This window comes from Reyranella sp., assembly GCF_965249915.1.
In the GTDB taxonomy this organism is placed as follows: domain Bacteria; phylum Pseudomonadota; class Alphaproteobacteria; order Reyranellales; family Reyranellaceae; genus Reyranella.
On record NZ_OZ252257.1, the window covers coordinates 142980 to 169544 of the forward strand.

Here is a 26565-nt window from a genome sequence, read left to right on the forward strand (position 1 = left end):
GAAGAAGTAAAGGTCCCTCGCTACGCTCGGGATGACACTGGCAGCGATCGCGCGCCGGTGCGTCGTCGCGTCAGGTCCTGATCGTTTCCGAAGGCGGCAGCGCCAGGCCGCGCGATTCGATGACGGCTTGCGTTCGCGATCGAACGCCGAGCTTGCGCAGGATCACCGTCACATGTGCCTTCACGGTGGCTTCGCCGACCCCGAGCTTGTGGGCGATCTGCTTGTTCTGGTCGCCCTGGACCATCAGCGCCAGCACGCGCCACTGCTGCGGCGTGAGCTGCGCGGCGCGCTGGGCGAAGGTGTCGCCGGGCACCGCGTCGGGCGGCGAGAAGATCTCGCCGTCGAGCACGGCGCGCACGATGGCGGCGATCTCCTCGAGCGGCGCGGACTTGTCGATATAGGCCGAGGCGCCGAACTCGTAGGCGCGGCGAATGACGGCCGCCTCGCGCGCGGCCGACACCACGACGATCGGCACGGTCGGGTGCTCGGCGCGCAGGCGGGCAAGACCGGTGAGGCCGTCCATGCCCGGCATGTCGAGATCGAGCAGGACGGCATCGGTCTCCGGTTCGCGGTCCAGCACCGCCTTTGCCTCGTCGAGCGTGGCCGCCCTCTCGAACCGTGCGCCAGAGAACGACTGCGCCAGGGCCGAGGCCAGCGCATCCCGCACCATCGGGTGATCGTCGGCGATCAGGAAGGAGAGCGTTTCCCCGGACATTGAATCAATCTTTGTTGCGGCACGGTAGAAAATGCTGCGACGCACTCTACGCACCTTTGGACCTTGGTCGAATTGCAGCACACAGCACGTGCCATTTACACAAGAATCAAGAAGGGGTCCGTCAGGGCACCCGCATAATGTCCAGGGGAGAAACGCACATGGCCGTTACAGGCTCGGTAAGCGATCGCGGTCGTCCGATGACGCGCGAAGAGAGGAAGGTCATCGTGGCCTCCTCGGTCGGCACCGTCTTCGAATGGTACGACTTCTATCTCGCCGGCGCGCTCGCCATCAACATCAGCGCCAACTTCTTCTCCGGTGTGAATCCGACGGCCGGCTTCATCTTCACGCTGCTGGGCTTTGCGGCGGGCTTCGCGGTCCGTCCGTTCGGCGCGCTGTTCTTCGGCAGCCTGGGCGACCTGATCGGCCGCAAGTACACGTTCCTCGTGACGATGACCCTGATGGGTATCGCCACCTTCGTGGTCGGCGTTCTTCCCAGCTATGCCTCGATCGGCATTGCCGCCCCGATCCTGTTCATCGCCTGCCGTCTGCTTCAGGGCCTGGCGCTGGGCGGCGAGTATGGCGGCGCGGCGACCTACGTGGCCGAGCACGCGCCGCACGATCGCCGCGGCTTCTACACCTCGTGGATCCAGACGACGGCGACCGTCGGCCTCTTCCTGTCGCTGCTCGTCGTCGTGGCGCTGCGCCTCGCGCTCACGCCGGAGCAGTTCGCCGACTGGGGCTGGCGCGTTCCGTTCCTGCTGTCGATCATCCTGCTGGGCGTTTCCATCTGGATCCGTCTGCAGCTCGAGGAGTCGCCCGCCTTCAAGCGCATGAAGGCCGAGGGCAAGGGGTCGAAGACGCCGCTGCGCGAGGCCTTCGGCGTCTGGAAGAACGCCAAGATCGCCCTCATCGCCCTGTTCGGCGGCACCGCCGGCCAGGCGGCCGTCTGGTACACCGGCCAGTTCTACGCCCTGTTCTTCCTCACCCAGACGCTGAAGCTCGATCCCACGACGTCGAACATCGTGATCGCGGTGGCGCTCCTCATCGGCACGCCGTTCTTCGTCTTCTTCGGCTGGCTGTCGGACAAGATCGGTCGCAAGCCGATCATCCTGGCGGGCTGCGCGCTCGCCATGGTCACCTACTTCCCGCTGTTCCACGCGCTCACCAATGCGGTGAACCCGGCGCTCAACGCGGCGATCGAGAAGTCCCCGGTCGTGGTGATCGCCGATCCGGCCGAATGCTCGTTCCAGTTCAATCCGACGGGAACGGCGTCGTTCACCAGCTCGTGCGACATCGCCAAGTCGTTCCTCGCCCGCAACTCGGTGAACTACGGCAACCAGACCGCTCCGGCCGGCACGCCGGCGCAGATCAAGATCGGCGACAAGATCATCACCTCCTTCGACAAGGCGAAGGCGGGGGCCGATGGCGCGGCCAAGGAGCGCGCGTTCAATGCCGAGGCGACCGCGGGGATCCGCGCCGCCGGCTATCCCGCCGCCGCGGACCCGAAGCAGATCAACATGACGATGGTCATCGTCATCCTGACGATCCTCGTCATCTACGTGACGATGGTCTACGGCCCGATCGCGGCGCTGCTGGTCGAGCTGTTCCCGACCCGCATCCGCTACTCCGGCATGTCGCTGCCGTACCATATCGGCAACGGCTGGTTCGGCGGCTTCCTGCCGCCGACCGCCTTCGCCATCGTGGCGGCGACCGGCAACATCTACTCCGGTCTGTGGTATCCGATCGTGATCGCGGGCATGACCCTCGTGGTCGGCCTGTTCCTGATGCCGGAAACCAAGGATCGCGACATCTACGCCGACGACTGACACGTCCTCTGCGACAAAAAAGGAACCGGCGGCCCCCAAGGGCCGCCGGTTTCTTTTTTGAGGTTTGGCGTGGCTCCGGCTAAGTATCGCGCCATGAAACTCGAAGCCATTGCCATCGGCCACCGGCCGCCCGAAGACGTGAACGCCATCATCGAAGTGCCGATCGGCGGCGAACCCATCAAGTATGAAATGGACAAGGAAGCCGGCGCCCTCGTGGTCGACCGCTTCCTGTACACGCCGATGCGCTACCCCGGAAACTACGGGTTCGTACCGCACACGCTGTCGGACGACGGCGACCCGATCGACGTGCTGGTCGCCAACACCCGTCCGATCATTCCCGGTGCGGTGATCAACGTGCGCCCGATCGGCGTGCTGCGCATGGAGGACGATGGCGGCGGCGACGAGAAGATCATCGCCGTGCCCTCGCCCAAGCTGACCCAGCGCTATGTGCATGTGAAGACCGTCGGTGACCTGCCGGAGATCACGCGTCAGCAGATCGAGCATTTCTTCATCCACTACAAGGACCTCGAGCCCGGCAAATGGGTGAAGCTGCTGGGCTGGGGCGACGTGGACGAGGCGCGACAGCTCATCACGGAAGCGATCGAACGCGCCAAGCAGAAGCGCTGAGGCGAGCTTCAGCGGGGGGGGGGGGGGCGCCCCCCTGGGCCGGGCTGCATGACCGGGGCCAGCCTCGCGATCGACGGGGCTTCGCGCTCTGGTCTCCCGCTCTCGCCGGTGAACGTGCCGGATCTGACGGTTTGTTTTTGAGCTCTCGGCGGGCTTGGTTCAGAATTGCGTACGGAGCGGCGTCATCGGTGGGAGTTGAGGGAGTAGGGGCTTGAACCGTCACAGTGTCTGGCGGGCAACGCTCGCCGCCTTGGCTTGCATGCTGTTCCACGGGCCGGCTGCGGCCCAATCCTGGAACATGTACGGGAACGGCGGATCGTTCTTCGTGCCGCTCACCTTCGAGCCCTATCCCGCCGGCGGGCCTCAGCAGTCGTTCGTCTCACTGACGCTCAATGGGGGCGGGACCAATCCGTTCATCCTGGATACCGGCTCGCTCGGGCTCGTGGCGACCAGCTCGTTCTACACGTTCAACCCCAGTACGGACGTGCTGCTCTCGCCCTATGCAAGCATAACCTACACCACCAGCGGCAATAATCCGACGGGCCCGCTCTACCTCACGAACGTGCAGATCAACGGCCAGAACGGCCAGTCCGTGACCGCGCGCGTGCCGATCCTGGCCTCCGAGACTGGCTATTTTCACCAGCTCGGCGTCGGCTTCAATCGCGGCGGCATCATGGTCGGGACGAACCCGAATGCGCTGAACACGCCGGCCAACAGTTTGTGGAACATGAACACGTTCCTGTCGCTGGTGAGCGGTCCCGGCGTGAGCACCATGCAGCCCGGTTACATGATCAACATGACCGGGCCCAATCCCGGCGTCACGCTGGGCCTCACCAACCAGAACACCAGCGGCTTCGCCCTCCAGCAGCTGGCGACCGGCGGCTTGCAGTCCTGGTACAGCGTTGGCGGGGTGCAACACCCGGTGCAATGGACCTCGCAGAACGGGTCCGTCTCCATCACGACCGGCGGCGCCACCTACGATCTCGGATCGATGAACCAGCTGCCCGACAGTGGCATCTCCTACATGATCGTCACGGCGCCGGGCGGCGGCAGCGTGCCCGTCGGCACGAGCCATTGCAGCGATAGCCCGGGCAACCAGCAGAACTGCCTGGCAGCCGGCGCGACGGTGCAGGTCTTTCTGCCCGGCCAGACCCAGCCAGCCTATAGTTTCGTGTCGATCGCCGAAGGGCACGACCCTCAACCCAGCGTCGCGCCCTTCGGTGTGCAGGTCACCGAGGGCAACTCGGGATTCACCAATCTCGGCCGTACCTTCTTCGAGAACCTCAATTACCTCTACGATCCGGTCAACGGCTTCGTCGGCTACCAGGCTTCCGGCGCCCCCGGCACGAGCGGATTCATCATCCCGATGCTGGCGCTGCAGGGCACGCTGAACCTGCCGGACCAGTTCCAGACGGATTTCCCGACGTTCCTGATGAGCAACCTCACGGTGCAGCAGAACGGCTCCGGCTTCCTGAACGGTTCGATCATGGGCCCCGGCGGCCTCACCCTGGGCGGCGGCAACCTCACTTTGGGCGGCGCCAGTTCCTATACCGGCGGTACGACGGTGAACGGCGGCCTGCTCACCATCGCCAATACCGGCTCGATCCTCGGCGACGTGACGGTCAATGGCGGCGGCTTCGTCAACAACGGCACGATCGCGGGCAACGGCCTGCTCACCGTCAATGCCGGCGGCAGCTTCGTCAACAACGGAACGGTCGACACGCCGCTTCAGTGGCAGATCAATTCGGGCAGCTTCACGAACAACGGCACGTTCAACGGCAGCTTCGCCAACGCCGGCCTCGCGGTGAACACCGGCACGCTGACCGGCTCGGTGATCAATGGCAGCTCGGGCGTGTTCGGCAATACCGGGACGGTCGACGGTAGCGTGGCCAATATGGGCTTTTTCGCCAACAACGGCACGATCACCGGCAACGTCACCAACCTCGGTGTGCTGTCGGGCACCGGTACGATCGGCGGTGACCTGATCAACACGGGCCTCCTGGCCCCCGGCAACTCGATCGGCACGATGAGCGTCACCGGCAACTACAGCCAGACCGGCGGCGTGTACCAGGCCGAGGTCAATGCCTCGGGTCAGGGCGATCGGCTGAACGTCACCGGCACGGCGACGATCGGCGCGGGTAGCACCGTGTCGGTCGCGCCGGAGTCCGGCATCTATGCGGCGCGCACGAAGTACACGTTGCTCAATGCGACCGGCGGCGTCAGCGGCGCCTATGCGTCGGTTTCCAGTCTTCTGCCCTTCCTGCAGCCCAGCCTCAGCTATGACGCCAACAACGTCTATCTGACCCTGCAGATCGGCGGCTTCGCGCGCGGCGCGCTCACGCCGAACCAGGCGGCGGTCGGCGCCGTGCTCGATGCGACCGCCGCCACCGCGACCGGCGACTACGCCACCGTTGTCGGCGCGCTTGCGTCGCTCTCCGCCCAGCAGGGTCAGGCGACGATGAACGCGATCAGCGGCCAGAATTATTCCGGCTTCTCCAGCTCGATGGTGCAGGGCATCCAACTGTTCCTGAGCAACTTCGCGGGCGAGGCGGGCGGGGGCGGCAGCCTGGGCGGTTCGAGCCGCGTTGCGCTGGCGGAGGCCTGCGACGTCGCCTGCGACGGCGGCCCGCCCGCCCTGTGGGGCGCCTGGGGTGGCGCGCTGGGTGGGATCGGCACGATCAGCAATGGGGGCAGCAATGGGGGCAGCAACAGCGGCGCGCTCACCTACAATGTGAGCGGCTTCGCGGGCGGCCTCGACCGGCTGGTGGCGCCCGGTCTGCGGATCGGTGCAACGGTCGGCTACCAGAACGCCAACCAGTGGGTCGGGGGCTTCAGCGGCGCCGGCAACTCCAACAGCTTCCAGGTCGGCCTCTATGCCAACTACAGCGACGGCCCGCTCTATGCCGATGGCGTCGCGGGCTACGCCTACTCGGCCAACCAGATGTGGCGCAGCATCGCGATCCCCGGCCTGGCGCCGCGCACGGCCTACGGTCTCACGGGCGCCAACCAGGTCTATGGTCAGGTCGAGACCGGCTACCGCTTCGACATCGGGGGCCTCGCCGAGGCCTTTGTGACGCCGTTCGTGCGGCTTCAGGCCTATACCGGCACCCAGAATGCCTTCACCGAAACGGGGGCGGGCTCGCTCAACCTGTCGGTGGCGCAGCAGACCACGAACTCGCTGCGCACGGTGCTGGGCGCCCAGCTCGGCGGGTCGATGGACCTGGGCTGGCGCGATCGCCTTGCCCTGAAGGCGCGGCTGGGCTGGAGCCACGAATATGCCGACACGGCGCGGCCCGTGACGGCGTCGTTCGCCGGCGCGCCGGTGGCGCCGTTCACGACCTACGGCGTGGCGCCCCAGCGGGACGGCGTGGTACTGGGGCTGGCCGCCACCACGGCCGTCGCCGACGCCACGTCGATCTATCTCCGCTACGAGGGCGAGGTCTCCGGCCAGGACAATGCCCACGCCTTCACCGCCGGCTTCCGCATGACCTGGTAGAGCGCCGGACACTCTTGCCGTCTGCGCTGCCTTTCCTATATCCACCGCCGGAAAATCAACCGCGAGGAATTCGAGCGCAATGAACGTCGACGGTTCGGCAGCCCAGGGCAGCCCGGAGAAGCACCAGTTCCAGGCCGAAGTGGCCGAACTGCTGAACCTCATGATCCACTCGGTCTATTCCGAGACCGACGTCTTCCTGCGCGAGCTGGTGTCGAACGCTTCCGACGCCTGCGACAAGGTCCGCTACGAGGCCATCGCGCGGCCGGAGCTGCTGGCCGGGGACGAGCGCCTGGCGATCCGCATCAAGCCGGATGCCGCCGCCAAGACCCTGACCATCGCCGACAACGGCATCGGCATGGACCGACAGGAGCTGATCGACAATCTCGGCACCCTGGCGCGCTCCGGCACCAAGGCCTTCCTGAAGGGGCTGAAGGACGCCAAGGACGGGTTGGGCCTGATCGGCCAGTTCGGCGTCGGTTTCTACGCCGCCTTCATGGTGGCCGACCGCATCGAGGTGACCAGCCGCCGCGCCGGTTCGGCCGAGGCCTGGACCTGGACCTCCGCCAGCGGCGCGGGCTTCGAGGTGGCGCCCGCCACGCCGGAACAGGCGGCGCGCGTGTCGCGCGGCACGGAGATCGTGCTGCACCTCAAGGAAGACGCGGCGCGCTACCTCCAGCCCTACGAGCTGGAGCGCATCGTGCGGACCTATTCCGACCATGTGCTGTTCCCGATCGAGCTGATCGACGACAAGGGCGAAGCGCGGCAGGTCAATGCCGCCAGCGCGCTGTGGCAGCGCTCCAAGTCCGACGTGACGCCGGAGGACTACACGCAGGCCTATCGCTCGCTTGCCATGGCGTTCGACGAGCCGGCGCTGACCCTGCACTACAAGGTCGAGGGGCGGCAGTCCTATGCGGTGCTGCTGTTCGTGCCCAGCACGCCGCCGTTCGACCTCACCGATCCCGCGCGCAAGGGGCGGGTGAAGCTCTACGTCCGCCGCGTCTACATCACCGACGATGCCGAGCTGCTGCCGGCCTATCTGCGCTTCGTGCGTGGCGTGGTCGACAGCGAGGACCTGCCGCTCAACCTGTCGCGCGAGATGCTGCAGAACAACCCGCAGGTCCGGCAGATCCGCTCGGGTCTCGTCGGCCGGGTCCTGTCGGAGCTGGAAAGCACCGCCACCAAGGATGCGGAGGCCTACGGCAAGATCTGGGAGACCTTCGGCCCGATCCTCAAGGAAGGACTCTACGAGGACCACGAGCGGCGCGCCCAGTTGCTCGGCCTCGCGCGTTTCGCCTCGACGGCCGGCGACACGCCGCGCTCGATCAAGGAATACGTGGCCGACCTGAAGCCCAACCAGACGGAGATCTATTATCTGGTGGGCGACAGCCTCGACCGGCTGAAGTCGAATCCCAAGCTCGAGGCGGCCAAGGCGCGCGGCGTCGAGGTGCTGCTGCTGACCGATCCGGTCGACGCCTTCTGGACGACCCTGCCGCAGGAATTCGAGGGCAAGCCGCTGAAATCGCTGAGCCAGGGCGAGGTCGATTTCGGCCTGATCCCGCTCGTCGACGAGGAGAAGGCCAAGGACGCCGGCGCCGAGGCGGTCGAGGACGATACGGCCGTGCTCGAGGCCGCCAAGCAGGTGCTCGGCGACAAGGTGGCGGACGTGAAGGCTTCGACACGCCTGACCGACAGCGCCTCCTGCCTGGTGGCGAGCGCGCAGGGCCGGGATCGCGAACTGGAGCGCCTGCTCGAACGCCAGAATCGCGGCAGCGGCAGCAAGCCGATCCTCGAGCTCAACATGAAGCATGCGATCGTCAGGGCGCTGGGCACGGCGAAGAAGGAAGACCGGGCGCAGGACGTGGACGATCTGGCGAACCTGCTGCTCGACCAGGCCTGCATCCTCGACGGGGAAATCCCGTCCGATCCGGCCGCCTTTGCACGCCGTCTGAACGGCTATGTCGTGCGGGCTCTGGGCGCGGGGGCCTAGAAGGAGCCGGCATAAGACTTTTCGTTCCGGCGTGCAGTGGATTGGTGCGGATTGCGCTTGTCCGGCAAGGCGGCGTGTCCGAAGTCTTCCGTCACAGTCGACAAGAACTGTGACGGAGGAATCAGATGACCAAGAACGCGACCATGCGGCGCCGCATTTTCCTGGGCGCCGCGGCCGGAACACTGGCGGCGCCGGCAATCGCCCGTGCCCAGGCCTGGCCGAACAAGCCGGTACGCGTGGTCAACGCCTACAGTGCCGGCGGAACCGCAGACGTCGTCTGCCGCATCTATTGCCAGGCGCTGGGCGAGAAGCTCGGCCAGAGCTTCACCGTCGACAACAAGCCGGGAGCGGCAGGCACCATCGCCGCCCAGATCGTGGCCCGCGCGCCCAACGACGGCTACACGATCCTCTACGATGCCACGGCGCAGTCGGTTAACCCGTCGCTGTTCGCGGGCAAGCTGCCCTACGACACGCAGCGCGACCTTCTGCCGGTCGCCCAGACGATGCAGACTCCCGTCACGCTGGTGCGCAACGCACAGTTCCCGGCCAAGACGATCCCTGAGCTGATCGCGCTGGCCAAGAGCAAGCCGGGCACGCTCGACTGCGCCTCGACCGGTATCGGCACGGTGCAGCATGTGTCGCTCGAGCTGCTGAACCAGAAGGCCGGCATCAAGATCAATCACGTGCCCTACAAGGAAATGGGCTCGGTGCGGAACGACCTGTTCGCCGGCCGCATCCCGCTCCTGTTCAACAACGTCCCGGGCACGGTGGCCCTGCTCACCTCGAAGGACGTGTCTTGCATGGCGCACACCGGTCCCAAGCCGGTCGACGTTCTGCCGGGCGTCCCTGCGATCTCGGAGGTGCTGCCTGGTTTCGAGACCTGGGAATGGAACGGCATGTTCGCGCCCGCCGGCACCGATCCCGCTTTGATCACGCGCCTCAACGCCGAGGTCAACGCCGTCATGAAGATGGAGACCGTGGCGAAGCGGCTGGCCGAACTGGGGGCCCTGACGCAGCCCAACACGGTCGTCGAGTTCACGGCGTTCCGCGAGAAGCAGATCGCCTTCTTCGCCGAGATGGTGAAGAGCGCCGACATCCGCATCGAATAGGTGAAGCATGGCTGAAGACGATCCGCTGCTGGGACACGGTCGCCAGATCATCGTGCGCGAGGACTGGCTCGGGCTGACCGAGGAGCCGATCCTCGAGCCCGGCCTGCCGATCGTCGATCCGCATCATCATCTCTGGGAACGCGACGGCGGGCATTCCTACCTGCTGCCGCAGTTGCTGGGCGACACGGCGAGCGGTCACGACATCCGCGCGACCATCTTCGTGCAGTGCGGGGAGATGTACCGCGCCTCGGGACCGGCCGACGAGCAGTCGCTCGGCGAGACCGAGTTCGTGACCGGCGCTGCGGCGGTGAGCGCGAGCGGCCGTCACGGGCCGACGCGCGCCTGCGCCGGAATCATCGGCATGGTCGATCTGACCTTGGGCGACCGCGTCGAGCCTCTGCTCGATAAGCATCGCGCCATCGCCGGCGGCCGCTTCTGCGGCATCCGCAACCGTACCGCCTGGCATGCCTCGCCGGACGTCACGTCGAATCTGGTGATGAAGCCGCCGGGACCGCTCGAACACCCGTCCTTCGCCGAGGGCGCGCGGCGGTTGGCCAAGCAGGGGCTGCCGCTCGATGTCTGGGCCTATCACACACAGCTCCCGCATGTGGTGAAGCTCGCCAAGGCCGTGCCGGAGCTGACGATCGTCGTCGACCATGTCGGCGGCCCGCTCGGCATCGGTCCGTTCCGCGGCAGGCACGCGGAAGTCTATCCCGAATGGAAGCAGCGCATGCTCGAGCTGGCGGCGCTGCCCAACGTGCGGGTGAAGCTGGGCGGTCTCACCATGTTCGTGAACGGCTTCGACTTCCACAAGAAGCCGAAGCCGCCGGGCTCGGAGGCGCTGGCGAAGACCTGGGCGCCCTATATCGAGCCCTGCATCGAGGCGTTCGGCGTCGAGCGCTGCATGTTCGAGAGCAACTTCCCGGTCGACAAGGGCCAGTGCAGCTATCCGGTCCTGTGGAACGCCTTCAAGCGTCTGACGGCGAGCGCCGGCGCGGCCGAGAAGACTGCGCTCTACAGCGGCACCGCGATGCGCACCTACGGTCTCGACCGCCTGCCGGCGGCGCTGGCGATCGATCTCCAGGCAAAATAGCGGCGCAGCCCTCGCGACGGGGATCTGTCAGCAGCACGGAATTCATAGTATTTGCCGGCCTCCTGCCGCAGGGGGATGAACCCGGTCGGCAAACCGACAAGATCGAATGGATCGGAGGAAAGCATGAAGGTATCTCGCAGGACGCTGCTCGGGGCGTCCGCATTGGGCAGCATTGCCGTCGCGGCTCCCTGGGTCGCTCGCGCCCAGAGCGCGGAGTTCACTTACAAGTACGCCAACAATCTCCCGGTCGCCCATCCGATGAACCTGCGGGCCAAGGAGATGGCGGATGCGATCAAGACCGAGACCAACGGCCGGGTCGAGATCCAGATCTTCCCGTCGAACCAGCTCGGCTCGGATACCGACATGCTGAGCCAGCTGCGCTCGGGCGGCATCGAGTTCTTCACCCTGTCCGGCCTGATCCTGTCGACGCTGGTGCCGGTGGCCTCGATCAACGGCATCGGCTTCGCCTTCCCGGACTATCCGTCGGTGTGGAAGGCGATGGACGGCGAGCTCGGCCAATACGTCCGCAACCAGATCGCCAAGGCCAATCTCGTCGCCATGGAGAAGATCTGGGACAACGGGTTCCGTCAGACGACGTCCTCGACCAAGCCGATCCAGGGCCCCGAGGACCTCAAGGGCTTCAAGATCCGGGTGCCGGTCTCGCCGCTCTGGACGTCGATGTACAAGGCGTTCGACTCGGCGCCGGCCAGCATCAACTTCTCCGAGGTCTACACCGCGCTGCAGACCAAGGTCGTGGACGGGCAGGAAAATCCGCTGGCCATCATCGCGACGGCAAAGCTCTACGAGGTCCAGAAGTACTGCTCGCTCACCAACCACATGTGGGATGGCTTCTGGTTCCTGGCCAACCGGCGGGCCTGGGAGCGGCTGCCGGAGAACCTCAGGACCGTGGTCGCCAAGCATGTGAATGCCGCCGGCGTGAAGGAGCGCGAGGACGTGGCCCAGCTCAATGCGGGCCTGCAGAAGGAACTGACCGACAAGGGCATGGTCATCAACCAGCCGAAGCCGGAGGCTTTCCGCGAGAAGCTGCGCTCCGCCGGCTTCTACGCCGAGTGGAAGGGCAAGTACGGCGACGAGGCCTGGTCCATCCTCGAGAAGTACACCGGCAAGCTGAGCTGAGTGCGACACACCCCGGCCTGAAAAAGGCCGGGGTATCTTCTTTCTGCGGATCTGTTCGGAAGAATCGTCATGAGCGCGACTGCTGAAGAAGTTGCCCTGTCCGAGGCGCTGGGTAGCCCGAGCCGCGGCGGTCGCTGGAAGTGGCTCGAACCCATCAATGCGATCGCGGCCATGCTCATGCTTGGCATCGTGCTGCTCCTGCTGGCAGGCGTCGCCTCGCGCTATCTGTTCAATTTTCCGGTCGTGTGGATCGACGAGGTCTGCTCGATCAGCTTCATCTGGGTGGCGATGCTGGGGGCGGCGATGGCGCTCGACCGCAATGAGCATCTGCGCCTGACCCTGTTCGTGAACCTCTTCTCCGAGCGCCGCCGCACCTTCATCGATGCGTTCGGTCTCGTCGTGGTGGCGACCGTCCTGGTCGCCTTGCTGCCGCATGCGGTCGAATACACGATGGACGAGTGGTTCATCACGACGCCCGCGCTCGGCATCCCCAACAGCTTCCGCGTGGCGGCGATCCCCTTCGGTATCGTCCTGATGCTCGCCCTGGTGATCCGCTACGCGTTGCGGTCGCAGGCCTTGCCGCAGTTGCTCGTGGCGCTCGTCGTCGTCGGCGCGATCGCCGGCCTGCTCTGGCATTTCTCGCCGCAACTGGTGAGGGCCGGGAACTCCAAGCTGCTGCTCTTCCTCGTCCTCTTCGTCTCGGTCAGCCTGGCCTGTGGCGTGCCGATCGCCTTCTGCTTCGCCATCGGCACCATCAGCTACCTGGCCTTCGGCACCACGGCGCCGTTGTCGGTCGTGATCGGTCGCATGGACGAGGGCATGTCGAGCATCATCCTGCTGTCGGTGCCGGTGTTCCTCCTGCTGGGCTGCATCCTCGACGCCACCGGCATGGGCAAGGCCATCGTCGATTTCCTCGCGTCGTGGCTGGGTCACATCCGCGCCGGCATGTCCTATGTGCTGCTGGGCTCGCTGTTCGTCGTGTCCGGCATCTCCGGCTCCAAGGTCTCGGACATGGCGACCGTCGCGCCGGCGCTGTTTCCCGAGATGAAGCGCCGCGGCAACAAGCCCCGCGAGATGATCGCCCTGCTGGCGACCGGCGCGGCCATGGCAGACACGGTACCGCCCAGCATCGTGCTGATCGTCCTGGGCTCCGTGGCGGGTGTTTCGATCGCCGCCTTGTTCACCAGCGGCTTTGCCATCGCGATGGTCCTGCTGCTGGGCCTTGCCATCCTCGCCCGCTGGAAGGCGCGCCACGAGGACATGTCGGGCGTCCAGCGCCCGAGCCTGCGCATCATCGGCCGGACCGCCCTGATCGCCGCTCCGGCGCTGGTCCTGCCGTTCCTGATCCGCAGCACGGTGTCGGGCGGGGTCGCGACGGCCACCGAGGTCTCGACCATCGCCGTCCTGTATGCGGCCTTCGTCGGGGTCGTTCTCTACGGCGGCATCAGCCTGAAGAAATCCTACGCCATGCTGGTGGAAACGGCGGCGCTGACCGGCTCGATCCTGCTGATCCTGGGGACGGCCTCGGCCATGGCCTGGGCGATCACGCAGGCGGGAATCGCGCGCGACGTCACGCAGTTCATGGCATCGATGCCGGGCGGGACCATCGTCTTCATGATCCTCAGCATCGTCGTGTTCCTCATTCTCGGCTGCGTCCTCGAGGGCCTGCCGGCGATCGTGCTGATGGCTCCGCTGATGTTCCCGATCGCCAAGAGCCTTGGCCTGAACGACATCCACTACGCGATGACCATCGTGACCGCGATGAACATCGGCCTGATGACACCGCCGATCGGCATCGGCTTTTATCTGGCGTGCCGGATCGGCAACGTCTCGCCGGATGAGGCCATCGGGGCGATCTGGTCGTACCTGCTGGCGCTGATGGCGGGCCTGGCCGTCATCGCCGCCGTGCCGTGGCTCTCCGTCGCCTTCCTCTAGTCGGCGGTGATGTTCGCGGCCTGGATGATCCGCCGGTTCGTGTCGCTTTCCTTCGTCAGGCTCGCGACGATTTCGTCCGGTGTCAGCACCAGCGGCCGCAAGCCGATCGCGTTGAGCGAGGCGATGGTGGGCGCATCCGACAGGATTTCGGCGAAGACCTCGTTCAGTCGCGCCAGGACGGACGCCGGTGTCGCGGCGGGTGCGACGGCGACGAAGCCGCTGCTCAGTTCCCAGTCGGGAATGCCCGCGTCGGCGATGCTCGGCACGCCGGGCAGGTCGTCGCGCAGGTCGTTTCCGGACACCGCCAGGCCCCGCAATTGGCCCGAGCGGACCAGCGGCGCCGTGATCGGATCGATCATCAACTGCACGAGACCGGCGGTCGCATCCTTCGCGGCGGCCGCGCTGCCACGATAGGGCACGTGCACCATGTCGATGTTCGCGCGAAGCTTGAGATATTCCCCGGCGAGATGTCCGCCGGAGCCGTTGCCGGCCGAGCCGAAGTTGAGTTTTCCCGGGTTTTCCCTGGCATAGGCGATCAGCTCCTGCAGCGTCTTCACGGGCAGGGAGGGGTGGATCGCAAACACGGAGCGGGACGCGCCGATATAGCCGACCGGCTTGAAGTCGCGGAACGGCTCGTATCCGGTCCGCATCAGCTGCGGCGCGACGGTGAGGTTGCCGGTCGACGCATTGAGCAGCGTGTGGCCGTCCGGCTTCGACCTGGCGACGAACTCGGCGCCGATCGATCCGCCGCCGCCCGACTTGTTGTCGACGACGATCGTCTGCCCGAGTTTCTCGCCGAGCTTGCGGGCGACGATGCGGCCGGAACTGTCGTTGGTGGCGCCCGGCGGGAAAGGAACGACGTAGGAGATGGGGCGTCCCGGATAGGCCTCGGCACGTAGCTGGAGCGGTAAAGCCGCGGTCGCGATTGCGGCGGCGCCGGCACCGAGAAAGCGGCGCCGTGTTGCTGAGCTGCCCGTCATACTGAACTCCTACGCGTGGTGAACTCGCAATGTCCGGAACGACTCCGAGCCGGTCATTGCGAGCCCAGCGTGGCAGCGCGTGCCGGGCTCATACATCGAATCTTCGCATCGATGATTCCGCGAAGAGGAGATCGCCGCATCGTTCCGCTCTCCTGCGATGAAAGATTAATCTCCTTCGGGGTGCGGACGGCGCGCAGCGACGGCCGTGCTATAATCGACCATGTCCATCGACCCGCCTCAGATGACTGTTCCGCCCATACGCTTCGGCATCTGGGCTCTCGTCCATGGCAGCCGTGCCGCGCTGCAGGATCCGGACGAACCCTACGACGCATCCTGGAAGCGCAACCGCGAACTGATTCTGGAGGCCGAACGGCTGGGCTTCCATTCGACGCTGGTGGCCCAGCACACGATCAACCCGCACAAGCCCGACCTTGCGCAACTGGAGGCCTGGACCGCCTCCGCCGCCCTGGCGGCATTGACCAGCCGGATCGAGATCATCACCGCCATCAAGCCGCTGCTCTACCATCCCGCGGTCCTTGCCAAGATGGCGCTGCAGATCGAGGAGATCAGCGGCGGCCGATTTGCGATCAACGTCGTGAATGCGTGGAACAAGCTGGAACTGGAACGCGCGGGAATAGCCTTCCCGGCCCACGACGCCCGTTACGCCTACGGCCATGAATGGCTGCGCGTCGTCGAGCCGCTGATGCGCGGCGAAAGCGTGACCTTCCAGGGCGAGCAGTTCCGTCTCGACGGCTATGCCTTGCGGCCGGCGGGAGTTCATCGGCCCCGGCCCCGAATCTATGTCGGTGGCGAGTCCGAGCCGGCACGTGCGCTGGTCGCGGATCAGGGCGACGTCTGGTTCATCAACGGGCAGCCATTGGTCGATGTGAAGGCCTTGATCGCCGATGTGGCGCGCCGACCGAGGGCCGCCCAACCGTTGCGCTTCGGCCTCTCGGCTTTCGTCATAGCGCGCGAGACCGACGAGGAAGCCCAGGCCGTCCTGCGCCACCTTGCGGCGCTGGCCGAGAAAGACGCGGCCTGGAAGGAAGTGAAAAAGGCCAACACCGATCCCGATTCGGTGATGGCCCGGACGATCGCCAAGTTCCCGCGCGTCGGCAGCAACGGTGGCACCGGCGCGGGCCTGGTCGGCAGCTACGATACGGTCGCATCGCGCATCGCAGAGTTCAACCGCGCGGGCATCGAAACCTTCATGCTCCAGTTCCAGCCGTTCGAAGCGGAGATGCGCCGCTTCGCGGAGCACGTCATTCCGCGTGTGGCAGGTGCCGGTGTTCCTGACCAATGAAACATTCCGAGAAAGCGAAACGGCTCAGTGTGCGCGTAGCGCCAGGGACGACCGTTTCGGCCCTTTACAAGAGAGCGGCCCGTCCCATTGCCCTGATCGTGCTTGCGCATGGGGCCGGGGCCGGCATGTCGCATCCGTTCATGACGTCCATGGCCGAACTGCTGGCTGAAAGAGGGGTCAGTACCCTCAGATTCCAGTTTCCCTATATGGAGGCAGGCTCGAAGCGGCCGGACCGGCCGGCCACGGCCCATGCGGCGATACGGGCGGCCGTTCGGAAGGCAGCGAAGCTCGCGCCGGCACTGCCGCTGTTCGCGGGAGGCAAATCGTTCGGCGGTCGCATGACGTCACAGGCCCAGGCACTCGATCCCCTTCCGGGCGTCAGGGGCCTGGTATTCCTGGGGTTTCCGCTGCACCCCTCCGGGAAACCCTCGGTGGAGCGCGCGGCGCACCTGCGCGACATCCACATACCCCAGTTGTTCCTCCAGGGGACGCGCGATGCGCTTGCCGAGCCGGCGCTGCTGCGGAAGGTCATGAAGCGCCTGGGCAAGCGCGCGACTTACAGGCCGGTGGCGCAGGCCGACCATTCCTTTGCCGTCCTGGTGCGGTCGGGCCGAACCAATCAGGAGGTTCTCGCCGAACTAGCGGAAGCCTCGGCCGATTGGATACGCGCCGTGAACTCGGGACTGAGCCCACGCGCGCGTCGAGCGTGACGGTCACACCACCTTCGGCGTGACCTTCGCGACCTTGAACGGCCGCTGGACCCCGTCATGCTCGGTGACGGAGACGTATTCGCCGGCCACGAACCGGTGGGTATCGAAGCGGAAGATCGGCTCGTCGTCGTCGTCTCCCGGCTGGTAGGAGAAGGCCCACTTGCCGTCGCGGCGATGAATCAGATGGCCGGTCTCGTCGTCGGCACCGTCCCAGAAGCGGCGCACGGTGCAGGCGGCCTTGTGCTTGGCCCAACCGTCCGGCTGCAGGTGGCCCTGCGCATCGAGCGGCGCCACGAATTCGTAGCCATGGTTCGAGCTGCCGTTGGGAAATTCCGGCGTCCGGGCCAGTTCGAGGACGATCTTCTTGAGCGGCATGACTTTCTCCTTTGGCGATGGCGCACTATGCCCGCCAGGATTCGGCCGCCCATGATCCAGATCAATCCCGGTTAGTTGCCGTCTGCAGCGTTCCGTTCGGCCTCGTCGAAGCTGGTCTTGATCATGAACCAGCAGAACAGCACGCCGAACAGCGAGAGGCCGAGCCCGAAGGCGAGGATGCCGGTGTCCTTGGCGGCACCCGCCATCAAGAGGCCGAGCAGGCCCATCACGGCGGCCATGGTTCCCATGATCCAGTAGGACATCATTTGCTCCTTGTGTCGTCGTCATCGAAAAGAATGCGGCCCGCGGCCCCATCGGGATCGTCGTACTGGCCGTTGCGCAGGGCCCAGAGGAAGGCCGCGAGGGCGAGCAGGCCGAGGATGAGGGCTGCCGGCACCAGGACGAGCAGACTGTCCATCAGGACCTCCCGCCTTTGGGCCCGCCGGCGCCGAGGCGCAGAGCGTTGCCGATCACCAGCAGGGAAGACGAGGACATCGCCACGGCCGCGATCAGGGGCGTCACGTGACCCAGGATTGCGAGCGGCACGGCGCTGAGATTGTAGAGGAGCGCCAGGGCGAGGTTCTGGCGAACCAGGCGGTCGGCGCGGCGCGCCACATGGAGGATCTCCGCGACGGGTCCGAGCGCGTCGCCCTGGAACACGGCGTCGGCGGCGGACTGGGTGGCCTCGGCAGCGGTGGTCGGCGAGATCGAGGCGTGCGCGGCCGCGAGGGCCGGCGCGTCGTTCAACCCGTCGCCCACCATCAGGACGCGTTTGCCTTCGGCTGCCAGCGCGGCGAGGCGCTGGGCCTTCTCCGCCGGCGTGACGCCGGAGCGCCACTCGGTGATGCCGGCCGCGGCGGCGGCCTCGGCGACCGCGGCCTGCCGGTCGCCGGACAAGACCTCGACGGTGAGCCCGCTTTGACGCAGAGCGGCAATGGTCGTGGCCGCATCCGGCCGCAGCCGGTCGGCGAAGGCAAAGCGCGCGGGCGCCTGGTTCGGCCGCGACAGCCACAGTTCCGACCGTCCGTCGTCCAGCGGATCGTTGATGCCGCAAAAGGACGCCGACCCCAGTCGCACGCCGCCCTCGCACTCGAGCCCCGCACCGGGATGTTCGACGACGCCGGCGGCCGGTATCGCGTCGGGGAGGGCGCGGACGAGGGCACGGGCCAGCGGATGGCGGGAGTTGAGCGCGAGCGAGGCGGCCAGCCGCCGGGTCTCGGGATCGTCGGGCGCTGCCACCAGTTCGGGGCGGCCGAGCGTGAGCGTGCCGGTCTTGTCGAAGACCACGTGGTCGACCTGCGCCAGGCGCTCCAGCGCCGTCGGCGACAGGAGCAGCATGCCCGATCGCAGGAGCCGCGTGCTGGCAACGACCTGGACGACCGGCACCGCCAGCGCCAGCGCGCAGGGGCAGGTGATGATCAGCACGGCGGTGGCGACCAGCAGCGCGCGATCCCAGGCGAGCCCGCCCAGAAGGATCCAGCCCAGGAAGGTGAGCAGGGCCGTCAGATGGACCACGGGCGCATAGGCGCGCGCGACACGATCGGCGAGCGCGACGAATCGCGAACGCCCGCGCTCGGCGGCTTCGACCAGGCGCACGATCTCCGAAAGCAGCGTGTTGTCGCCGGCCGCCGTGACCTTCACGCGCAGGACCGCGCCGAGATTGATCGTGCCGGCAAAGGCCTTCACGCCGGGAAAGGCGGGCTGGGGCAGGCTCTCGCCGGTCACCAGCGACGCGTCGAGGGTGGAAAGGCCCTCGCTCACGATGCCGTCGGCGCCCAGCCGCTCGCCGGCGGCGACCAGCAGCACGTCGCCGGGGACGAGACTGTCGACGCGGCGCGACGCCGTGCTGCCGTCGGCGCCGATCACCGTGGCGCTGCGGCTGGAGAGCGCCAGCAGCGCATGGACCGCCTGCCGGGCGCGCCCGCGCGCGCGGCGGTCGAGATAGCGCCCGATCAGCAGGAAGAAGAGCAGGGTGATGGCCGAATCGAAGTAGGCGTGCTGCTCGCCGACCCAGGCCTCGTGCAGGCTGACGATGCAGGCGAGCGTCACGCCGATCGAGATCGGCACATCCATGTTGGTGCGCCCGGCCCGCAGCGCGCCGAGGGCCGAGCGGAAGAACGGCCGGCCGGCATAGGCGACCGCGGGCAGGGCGATGGCCGCCGACAGCCAGTGGAACAGGGTGCGCGTGGCGTTGCCCATCGAGCCGTCATGGCCCGCCCAGACGGCGACCGAGAGCAGCATCACGTTGGCGGCCGCAAAGCCTGCCACGGCCATGGCACGCAGCAGCTCGCGGGTTTCGCGATCGTCGCCGGCCGCGGCCGCGATGGTGTCGTAGGGGGCCAGCCGGAAGCCCAGGGCCGCGACCAGCCCGGCATGCCCGTTGGCGTCGTCGATCGGTCCCTGCCACGCCAGCGAAAGGCGGCGTGTCGACAGATGCACCCGCGCGCGCGTGACCGCGGGATTGCGCGCCAGCAGGCTCTCGATCAGCCAGACGCAGGCGGCGCAGTCGAGCCCATCCACCAGCAGCTCGAGGGAAGCGCCGCCGTGCCCGTCGGGCCTGGCATAGGCGGCGAAGTCGATGTCGAGCGGTTCGGGGCGATGGGCACGCGTCTGTTCGAGGCGCCGGTAGAAGGCGCCGAGCCCGGCGGCGCCGATGATGGCGTGCGCGCTGGCGCAGCCCGGGCAACAGAAAAGCGCGTCCGGCGCGCCGCGCAGCGTCTCGCCGCAATGCGCGCAGGTTCGCAGCGCCGCGGGCGCGGCGACGGCAGGGGCGAAGAGGACCGCGTCGGTCACCTGAGGAACATCCGGCGCGTCTGCGCAAAGCGCTGGCCGCCCTGTTCGACCGAGATGTCGGCATCCCAGTTGCCGCGCGCGGGCAGGGTGACGTGGCCGGCATGACGGCCGATATCCACGGGCACCATCTCGACGCTCAGCACCGCCCCCTTTTCAGCCGGCCGCACCAGCGCTACCGCGACCTGCGCGCCGGCAAGCGGCTGGCCGGCGCGGTCGAACACACCGATCTCGAGCGTTCCGCTGTCGGGCCGCCAGGTGGGTTCGACCCGCCAGCCGAGCGCATCCCGGGCCCGCTGCGCCGCGATGATCTCGTTGTAGTGCAGGCCCCGGTCGCGCGGCGTCGGCGTGTAGAGGCCGGAGAAGGAGCCGACCGCTATCGTGATCATCGTTGCGTTGACGGCGAACACGATCGCGAACCCCGCGACGAAGAGCCAGGGGATGTGGCGGCTGCGCGCAACAACGGTGCTGTTCATGGTGCTTTCCTCAGCGTCCCGGGCCGACGAAGACGGCATCGTGCGACGCGCCCCCGCTGCCGGCCTCGTCGCGCACGGTGAAGGTGATCGGCTTCGCGCCGGACGGCGCCGCGGACGCGGGCACCGTGACGAAGACACGGAAGGTGCCCACGGCATCGGGCTGCACCGACAGCGTCGCCGTCGGACCGCTGCCGTCGACGTCGGCGCCCACGAAGCCCAGCTGGGCCGACGGCAGGCCGTCGATCTCGAGCCGGACATGCTGGGGCGTGCGGCGCTTGTTCAGAACCTTGACGGCATAGGAGTTGCGGATGTCGCCGTTCGACAGACGCACGTAGTTCGGGTTGCGGTCTCGCTGCACCGTCAGCTCGGTGTCGGCGCGCAGCGCGAAGACCACCAGCATGACGGCGGCGACGATGCCGAGCAGGGCAGCGTAGAGCAGGGTGCGCGCCCGGACGGGCCGCCACGGCACGGCAGCGGCACCGGTTTCCTTTGCCTGCTGCGCGGCCAGCGTATCCCAGCGGATCAGCCCGGTCGGGCGCCCGACCTTTTCCATCGTCTGGGTGCAGGCGTCGATGCACAGGCCGCAGCCGATGCATTCGATCTGCTGGCCGTCGCGGATGTCGATTCCCGTCGGGCAGACGGCGACGCAGAGATTGCAGTCGATGCAGTCACCACGGCCGACCCAGCTGTCGCCGGCCTTGTGCTTGCCCCGCTTTTCGCCGCGCCACTTCTGATAGGTGACGATGAGGCTCTGCTCGTCGAGCATCGCGGCCTGGAAGCGCGGCCACGGGCACATGTAGGTGCAGACCTGCTCGCGCGCCCAGCCGGCCAGGACATAGGTCGTGGCGGTGAAGAGGCCTGCGAAGACATAGACTTCCATCGAGGCCTCGCCGCGGAAGATCTTCACCAGCGTGCTCGGGGCGTCGACAAAGTAGAAGACCCAGGCACCACCGGTGGCCGCGGCGATGGCCAGCCACGCGGCATGCTTCAGCGTCTTGCGTGCGGCCTTGGCCGCCGACAGTGGCTGGCGGTCGAGCCGCATGCGCTCGTTGCGGTCGCCTTCGATCAGCCGCTCGACCCACATGAAGAGGTCGGTCCAGACGGTCTGCGGGCAGGTGAAGCCGCACCAGACGCGGCCGAACAGCGACGAGGCGAAGAACAGGCCGAACGCGCCCAGGATCAGGAAGCCCGTGACGAAGTAGATTTCCTGCGGCCAGATGACGACGTCGAAGAACCAGCCGCGACGATGGTCGAGGTCGATCAGGATGGCCTGCGAGGGCGCGCCGGGGCCGCGATCCCAGCGCAGCCAGGGCACGACATAGTAGAGGCCGAGAAGCAGGACGAGCGTCGCCCATTTGATCTGCCGCCACTTTCCCGCAATCGCGCGAGGATAGACCCTCGTGCGCGGGGCATAGAGCGGCGGCGGCTCCGGCGTCGGCGGCCGGGGCGGGGCCATGTCGGCCTTGCGGGCGGGGGAGACCATCGTTCGACCCGCACCGCGCCTAGCGGTCGCCGCCCAGCGCGTGGACGTAGACCGCCAGCATCTTCATCGTCGCCTCGTCGAGGCGGCCGCTCCACGCCGGCATGCTGCCGTTGCGCGCGTAGAAGATCGAGCGGTAGATGGCGTCACGGCTGCCGCCGTAGAGCCAGATGCCGTCCGAGAGGTTGGGCGCGCCCAGCTCCTGGTTGCCCTTGCCGCCCTCCTTGTGGCAGGCGACGCACTGCTCCTCGAAGATCTTCGCGCCTTCGGGCGTGGCCTTGGCCTTGCCGGACAGGCTGAGCACGTAGTCGGTGACGGCCGCCACCTGCGCACCGGTCAGCAGGCCGTCGGCGCCGAAGCGCGGCATCATCGACTGGCGGGACTTGTCGTCGGTGTTGCGGATCCCGTGCTCGATGGTGGCGTAGATCTGGTCGATGCTGCCGCCCCAGATCCAGTCGTCGTCGACCAGGTTGGGGAAGCCCGTGTTGCCGCCGCCGCCGGCGCCGTGGCACTGCATGCAGTTGGTCTGGAAGGCCGAGCGGCCGCCCGCCATGGCGAAGTTGAACAGTTCGGGGTCCTTGCGGATGTCGGCCAGCGACGCGGTGCGGATGCGATCGACGAAGCTGGCGCGTTCCTTCGCCTGGGCACTGAGTTCCTGGCGCAGTTCGGCGCGGCTCGAATAGCCGAGCAGCCCCTGCGTATGGCCGGTGAGCCACGGCCAGGACGGATACAGGGCGCAGTAGACGACGGCGAACACGATGGTGGCGTAGAAGGTATAGACCCACCATGTCGGCAGCGGCGTGTTCAGTTCCTTGACGCCGTCCCACTCGTGACCGGTGGTGTTCTGGCCGGACAGTGTGTCTTTCTCGATCTTGGTTGGCATGGCCGGTCCTTCAGCGGTCGTCGTCGAGGGGGATACGGGCATCTTTCTCGAAGCGCTTCCGATTGCGCGGCCGCAGCGCCCAGAAGAGGATCGCGAGGAAGATGATGACGGCCCAGACCGTCCAGAAGGAGGCGAGGAGCTCGTGCAGGCTTTCGAGGGTCATGGCGGGCTCCTCTCTATTGCTTGAGCCGGTCGGGCGGGATGTCGCCGAACTGCACCAGCGTCCCCAGCATCTGCAGGTAGGCGACGAGCGCATCCATTTCGGTGATCTTGTTCGTCTCGCCGTTGAACTTGGCGACCGGCGCGCGCGGATAGCGCTTTTGCATGGCCGTCGGATCGCGGTCCGGATCGACCTGCGCCTCGAGATCGGCGCGGGCGTTGGCGATCATCTCGTCGGTGTAGGGCGTGCCGACGCTGCGCAGCGTGCGGAGATGCTGGGCGATGTCGTCATACTCGAGCGGGCGGTCGGCCAGGAACGGATAGGCCGGCATCACGCTTTCGGGCACGACGGCACGCGGCGAGGCGAGATGGGCGACGTGCCAGTCGTTCGAGTAGCGGCCGCCGACGCGCGCGAGATCCGGTCCGGTGCGCTTGGAGCCCCACTGGAACGGCTTGTCGTACATGCTCTCGGCCGCGAGGCTGTAGTGGCCGTAGCGCTCGACCTCGTCCTTGAAGGGCCGGATCTGCTGGCTGTGGCAGAGGTAGCAGCCTTCGCGGATGTAGATGTTGCGGCCCATCAGCTCGAGCGGCGTGTACGGGCGCACACCGTCGATGCGCTCGATCGTCGTTTCGATGGTGAACAGCGGGATGATCTGGACCAGGCCGCCGATCGATACCGTGATCAGCGTCAGGACGAGCATCAGGATGACGTTCTTCTCGATCGTCTCGTGGCGAATAAACATTGGAACGCTCCTTTACGCCGCGAGTGCCGGTTGGGTCTGGGTGGCGAGTGTCTCCGTTTCGGTGCGGATGGTTCGCCACATGTTGTAGGCCATGATCAACCCGCCGGTCAGGAAGCAGACGCCCCCGAGGAGACGGATCAGGTAGAAGGGATGCATGGCAGCGACCGTTTCGACGAACGAGTACTGGAGGAAGCCCAGCTCGTCGTAGGCGCGCCACATCAGGCCCTGCATGATGCCGCTCACCCACATCGCCGTGATGTAGAGGACGATGCCGATGGTCGCGATCCAGTAGTGCCAGCTGATCAGGCGCGTGGACCACATGGCCGGCCGGTTCCACATCTTCGGCACCAGGTAGTAGAGCGTGCCGAACACGATGAAGGCGACCCAGCCCAGCGCGCCGGAATGGACGTGGCCGATCGTCCAGTCGGTATAGTGGCTGAGCGAGTTGACGGCCTTGATCGACATGACGGGGCCTTCGAAGGTCGCCATGCCGTAGAAGCCGACGGCGGTGACCGAGAAGCGCAGGCCCGGATCGGTGCGGAGCTTGTCCCACGCGCCCGACAGCGTCATCAGGCCGTTGATCATGCCGCCCCAGCTCGGCATCCAGAGCATGACCGAGAAGGCCATTCCCAGCGTTTGGGCCCAGTCGGGCAGGGACGTGTAGTGCAGGTGATGGGGGCCGGCCCAGATGTACATGAACACCAGGGACCAGAAGTGGATGATCGACAGACGGTAGGAGTAGACCGGCCGGTTCGCCGCCTTTGGGATGTAGTAGTACATCATGCCGAGGAAGGCCGCGGTCAGGAAGAAGCCGACGGCGTTATGGCCGTACCACCACTGGATCATCGCATCCTGGACGCCCGACCAGGCGCCGTAGCTCTTGGTTCCCGTGATCGAGACCGGCAGGGCCAGGTTGTTCACGATGTGCAGCATCGCGATGGTGATGATGAAGGCCAGGTAGAACCAGTTGGCCACGTAGATGTGCGGCTCTTCGCGCTTCAACACCGTGCCCAGGTAGGCGATCAGGTAGGCCACCCACACGATGGTGAGCCAGAGGTCGACGAACCATTCGGGCTCGGCGTACTCCTTGCTCTGCGTGATGCCAAACAGGTAGCCCAGCGCCGCGGTGACGATGAAGAACTGATAGCCCAGCAGTACGAACCAGCCGAGCGCTTCGCCGCCGAACAGGCGGGCGCGGCAGGTCCTCTGCACCACGTGAAAGGCCGTGCCGATCAGGGCGGTGCCGCCGAAGGCGAAGATGGCCGCCGACGTATGCAGCGGCCGCAGGCGGCCGAATGTCAGGTAGGGACTGTCGAAGCTGAGCTGCGGCCACACCAGCTGTGCCGCGATGACGACGCCGACCAGGAAGGCCGCGATGCCCCAGAACATGGTCAACACGACAGCCGCGCGGATCACGTCCTCGACGTAACGCGGCGCCGGCCGCTGGTCGGCTGTCAATACTGCTTGGCTCGGCATGCTTACTCCCCGGATAATCGGGAGGACCCTAGGAGGTCGTGCGGACGGCTCCCTTGATTTGGGTCAAGGCCCCCGCGCCGAGCGGCGGATCACAATGCCGCATGCAACCTGAATGTGAGGCGTCATGAGCGAGACCATTGCGGTGTTTCCGACGCCCCGGCCCCTCATCCGGCGTGTCCCGATCGATCGTCCCTGGGCCTGGCTCGCCGCCGGCTGGCGCGACATGGTGGCCGCACCCGCCGCCAGTCTCTCCTATGGCCTGGTGCCCGTCGCGGCCGGCTGGCTGGCCATCGTCCTGATGCTGCGCTTCGACCTGCCCTATCTCGTGCTGCCGCTCAGCGCCGGCTTCTTCTATGTCGGCCCCTTCATCGCCACCGGACTGTATGAGATCAGCCGCCGCCTTGAGGCCGGTCAGCCCGTGGACGGCAAGTCGACCCTGATGGCCTGGCGGCGCAATCCCGAGCAGATCGCGCTGATGGGCGTGCTTCTGCTGCTCTTTCATCTGGCCTGGATGAGAATGGCGCAGCTGCTGTTCGCCATCTTCGAGTGGCGCAGCGTCCCGTCCTGGGATCGCTTTCTCGACCTCGTCTGGACGAGCTCGAAGAGCCTGCCCTTTCTGGCGCTGGGCGTGGGACTCGGGGCGGTTCTGGCGGCCATCGCCTTCGCGATCGGCGCCTTCTCCATTCCCTATCTCCTGGATCGTCGGAACTCGAACATGTTCGAGGCGATCGCGACCTCGGTGGCGGCCACCCGTCTCAATTTCCGGCCGATGCTCCTGTGGGCCGGCGTGATCGTGTTCCTCACCGGCCTCGGGATGATCGTGGGACTGCTCGGGCTGGTCGTGACCCTGCCGCTGGTCGCGCACGCCACCTGGCACGCCTACCGCGACGTCATCAGCTTCGAGCCGGAGCCCGCCGAGGGCGCATCGCTTCCACAGCGGATCCTACGTAGTACCCCTTAGTCCAATTCCCGAATGGCCGGTCGGCCGCCGAACTCGTATCGACAGGGGCGGTCCGGCGTGCCGACCGGTGCGATGACAGTTCGTTCGAGGGAGAGGGCCATGGTCAAGCAACGCAAACCGATGACTCCCGAAGAGTTCGTCCAGGACGTCGGCGGTATCGCGCTGTGGCTGTTCGCGGCCATCCTGGTCGTGCTGGGTCTGGCCACGCTCCTGGAGACGCTCGCGACCTTCTGAGTTCGTGGTCGGCGTCACGCCGGCAGGCTGCTGAAAGCGCCGAAATCCGGGCAATAAACGAAACAAACGA

Annotated in this window: 24 protein-coding genes; 12 read left to right on the plus strand and 12 right to left on the minus strand. The window is 66.8% G+C overall.

All coding sequences use genetic code 11. The features are described from left to right. Positions 1-70: 70 nt before the first annotated feature. The gene (locus ACP15H_RS00650) at positions 71-715 is read right to left on the minus strand and encodes a response regulator transcription factor (RefSeq protein WP_425064298.1); all 645 of its coding nucleotides are present in this window, start codon (positions 713-715) and stop codon (positions 71-73) included. Between the two features lie 158 nt (positions 716-873). On the opposite strand from ACP15H_RS00650, the gene ACP15H_RS00655 reads away from it, so the two are divergent. The 8 genes from ACP15H_RS00655 (at position 874) to ACP15H_RS00690 (ending at position 13925) form a co-directional block, all read left to right on the plus strand. After that, positions 874-2541, plus strand: a complete 1668-nt coding sequence (locus tag ACP15H_RS00655) for an MFS transporter (protein ID WP_425064299.1) — start codon at positions 874-876, stop codon at positions 2539-2541. Between the two features lie 93 nt (positions 2542-2634). Further along, positions 2635-3168, plus strand: coding sequence for an inorganic diphosphatase (gene ppa, locus ACP15H_RS00660; RefSeq protein ID WP_425064300.1), 534 nt, complete (start codon positions 2635-2637; stop codon positions 3166-3168). Positions 3169-3379: 211 nt separating this feature from the next. Further along, positions 3380-6664, plus strand: coding sequence for an autotransporter outer membrane beta-barrel domain-containing protein (locus ACP15H_RS00665; protein WP_425064301.1), 3285 nt, complete (start codon positions 3380-3382; stop codon positions 6662-6664). A 79-nt stretch (positions 6665-6743) separates the two neighbouring features. Then, positions 6744-8651, plus strand: coding sequence for a molecular chaperone HtpG (gene htpG, locus ACP15H_RS00670; RefSeq protein WP_425064302.1), 1908 nt, complete (start codon positions 6744-6746; stop codon positions 8649-8651). A gap of 125 nt (positions 8652-8776) precedes the next feature. Further along, positions 8777-9760, plus strand: a complete 984-nt coding sequence (locus ACP15H_RS00675; protein ID WP_425064303.1) for a Bug family tripartite tricarboxylate transporter substrate binding protein — start codon at positions 8777-8779, stop codon at positions 9758-9760. 7 nt (positions 9761-9767) lie between these two features. Beyond that, positions 9768-10853: an amidohydrolase family protein gene (locus ACP15H_RS00680; RefSeq protein WP_425064304.1), complete on the plus strand. Its 1086-nt coding sequence runs from the start codon at positions 9768-9770 to the stop codon at positions 10851-10853. Between the two features lie 123 nt (positions 10854-10976). Further along, positions 10977-11990, plus strand: coding sequence for a TRAP transporter substrate-binding protein (locus ACP15H_RS00685; protein ID WP_425064305.1), 1014 nt, complete (start codon positions 10977-10979; stop codon positions 11988-11990). A 69-nt stretch (positions 11991-12059) separates the two neighbouring features. Continuing rightward, positions 12060-13925 (plus strand): TRAP transporter large permease subunit, encoded by a 1866-nt coding sequence (locus ACP15H_RS00690; protein ID WP_425064306.1) that lies wholly within the window; start codon positions 12060-12062, stop codon positions 13923-13925. Here ACP15H_RS00690 and ACP15H_RS00695 read toward each other — a convergent pair. Beyond that, positions 13922-14905 carry a Bug family tripartite tricarboxylate transporter substrate binding protein gene (locus ACP15H_RS00695; RefSeq protein ID WP_425064307.1) on the minus strand — a complete coding sequence of 328 codons (984 nt, stop codon included), beginning with the start codon at positions 14903-14905 and terminating at the stop codon, positions 13922-13924. The two genes, ACP15H_RS00690 and ACP15H_RS00695, sit on opposite strands and share 4 nt — an antisense overlap. A 220-nt stretch (positions 14906-15125) precedes the next feature. Here ACP15H_RS00695 and ACP15H_RS00700 point away from each other — a divergent pair, with 220 nt between their 5' ends. Next, positions 15126-16208 (plus strand): LLM class flavin-dependent oxidoreductase, encoded by a 1083-nt coding sequence (locus tag ACP15H_RS00700; RefSeq protein WP_425064308.1) that lies wholly within the window; start codon positions 15126-15128, stop codon positions 16206-16208. Beyond that, on the plus strand, positions 16205-16918 hold the full coding sequence (locus tag ACP15H_RS00705; RefSeq protein WP_425064309.1) for an alpha/beta family hydrolase: 714 nt from the start codon (positions 16205-16207) through the stop codon (positions 16916-16918). Before ACP15H_RS00700 ends, ACP15H_RS00705 begins: the two co-directional genes overlap by 4 nt. Before the next feature lie 3 nt (positions 16919-16921). Here the strand turns inward: ACP15H_RS00705 and ACP15H_RS00710 are convergent, their stop codons facing one another. From ACP15H_RS00710 to ccoN, 10 genes are all read right to left on the minus strand, one after another. Further along, positions 16922-17293, minus strand: a complete 372-nt coding sequence (locus tag ACP15H_RS00710; protein ID WP_425064310.1) for a hypothetical protein — start codon at positions 17291-17293, stop codon at positions 16922-16924. A 71-nt stretch (positions 17294-17364) separates the two neighbouring features. Then, positions 17365-17556: a hypothetical protein gene (locus ACP15H_RS00715; protein ID WP_425064311.1), complete on the minus strand. Its 192-nt coding sequence runs from the start codon at positions 17554-17556 to the stop codon at positions 17365-17367. Beyond that, positions 17556-17711 (minus strand): cbb3-type cytochrome oxidase assembly protein CcoS, encoded by a 156-nt coding sequence (gene ccoS, locus ACP15H_RS00720; RefSeq protein ID WP_295137193.1) that lies wholly within the window; start codon positions 17709-17711, stop codon positions 17556-17558. The genes ACP15H_RS00715 and ccoS overlap by 1 nt, the downstream gene beginning before the upstream one ends. Beyond that, positions 17711-20086, minus strand: a complete 2376-nt coding sequence (locus tag ACP15H_RS00725) for a copper-translocating P-type ATPase (protein ID WP_425064312.1) — start codon at positions 20084-20086, stop codon at positions 17711-17713. Before ACP15H_RS00725 ends, ccoS begins: the two co-directional genes overlap by 1 nt. Continuing rightward, positions 20083-20559, minus strand: a complete 477-nt coding sequence (locus ACP15H_RS00730) for a FixH family protein (RefSeq protein WP_425064313.1) — start codon at positions 20557-20559, stop codon at positions 20083-20085. Before ACP15H_RS00730 ends, ACP15H_RS00725 begins: the two co-directional genes overlap by 4 nt. Positions 20560-20569: 10 nt before the next feature. Then, a complete protein-coding gene (ccoG, locus tag ACP15H_RS00735) occupies positions 20570-22042 on the minus strand; it encodes a cytochrome c oxidase accessory protein CcoG (RefSeq protein WP_425064314.1) in 1473 nt (490 codons plus the stop codon). A gap of 19 nt (positions 22043-22061) precedes the next feature. Next, entirely contained in the window at positions 22062-22922 is an 861-nt protein-coding gene (ccoP, locus tag ACP15H_RS00740) for a cytochrome-c oxidase, cbb3-type subunit III (RefSeq protein WP_425064315.1), read from the minus strand. A gap of 10 nt (positions 22923-22932) precedes the next feature. After that, positions 22933-23085, minus strand: a complete 153-nt coding sequence (locus ACP15H_RS00745; protein ID WP_425064316.1) for a cbb3-type cytochrome oxidase subunit 3 — start codon at positions 23083-23085, stop codon at positions 22933-22935. A 13-nt stretch (positions 23086-23098) separates the two neighbouring features. Next, positions 23099-23824, minus strand: coding sequence for a cytochrome-c oxidase, cbb3-type subunit II (ccoO, locus tag ACP15H_RS00750; RefSeq protein WP_425064317.1), 726 nt, complete (start codon positions 23822-23824; stop codon positions 23099-23101). 12 nt (positions 23825-23836) lie between these two features. After that, positions 23837-25300 (minus strand): cytochrome-c oxidase, cbb3-type subunit I, encoded by a 1464-nt coding sequence (gene ccoN, locus ACP15H_RS00755; protein WP_425064318.1) that lies wholly within the window; start codon positions 25298-25300, stop codon positions 23837-23839. A 124-nt stretch (positions 25301-25424) separates the two neighbouring features. Between ccoN and ACP15H_RS00760 the strand changes: the two genes are divergently transcribed. Further along, positions 25425-26261: a DUF2189 domain-containing protein gene (locus tag ACP15H_RS00760; protein ID WP_425064319.1), complete on the plus strand. Its 837-nt coding sequence runs from the start codon at positions 25425-25427 to the stop codon at positions 26259-26261. Positions 26262-26360: 99 nt separating this feature from the next. Next, on the plus strand, positions 26361-26495 hold the full coding sequence (locus ACP15H_RS00765) for a hypothetical protein (RefSeq protein WP_425064320.1): 135 nt from the start codon (positions 26361-26363) through the stop codon (positions 26493-26495). The last annotated feature ends 70 nt before the right edge of the window (positions 26496-26565 follow it).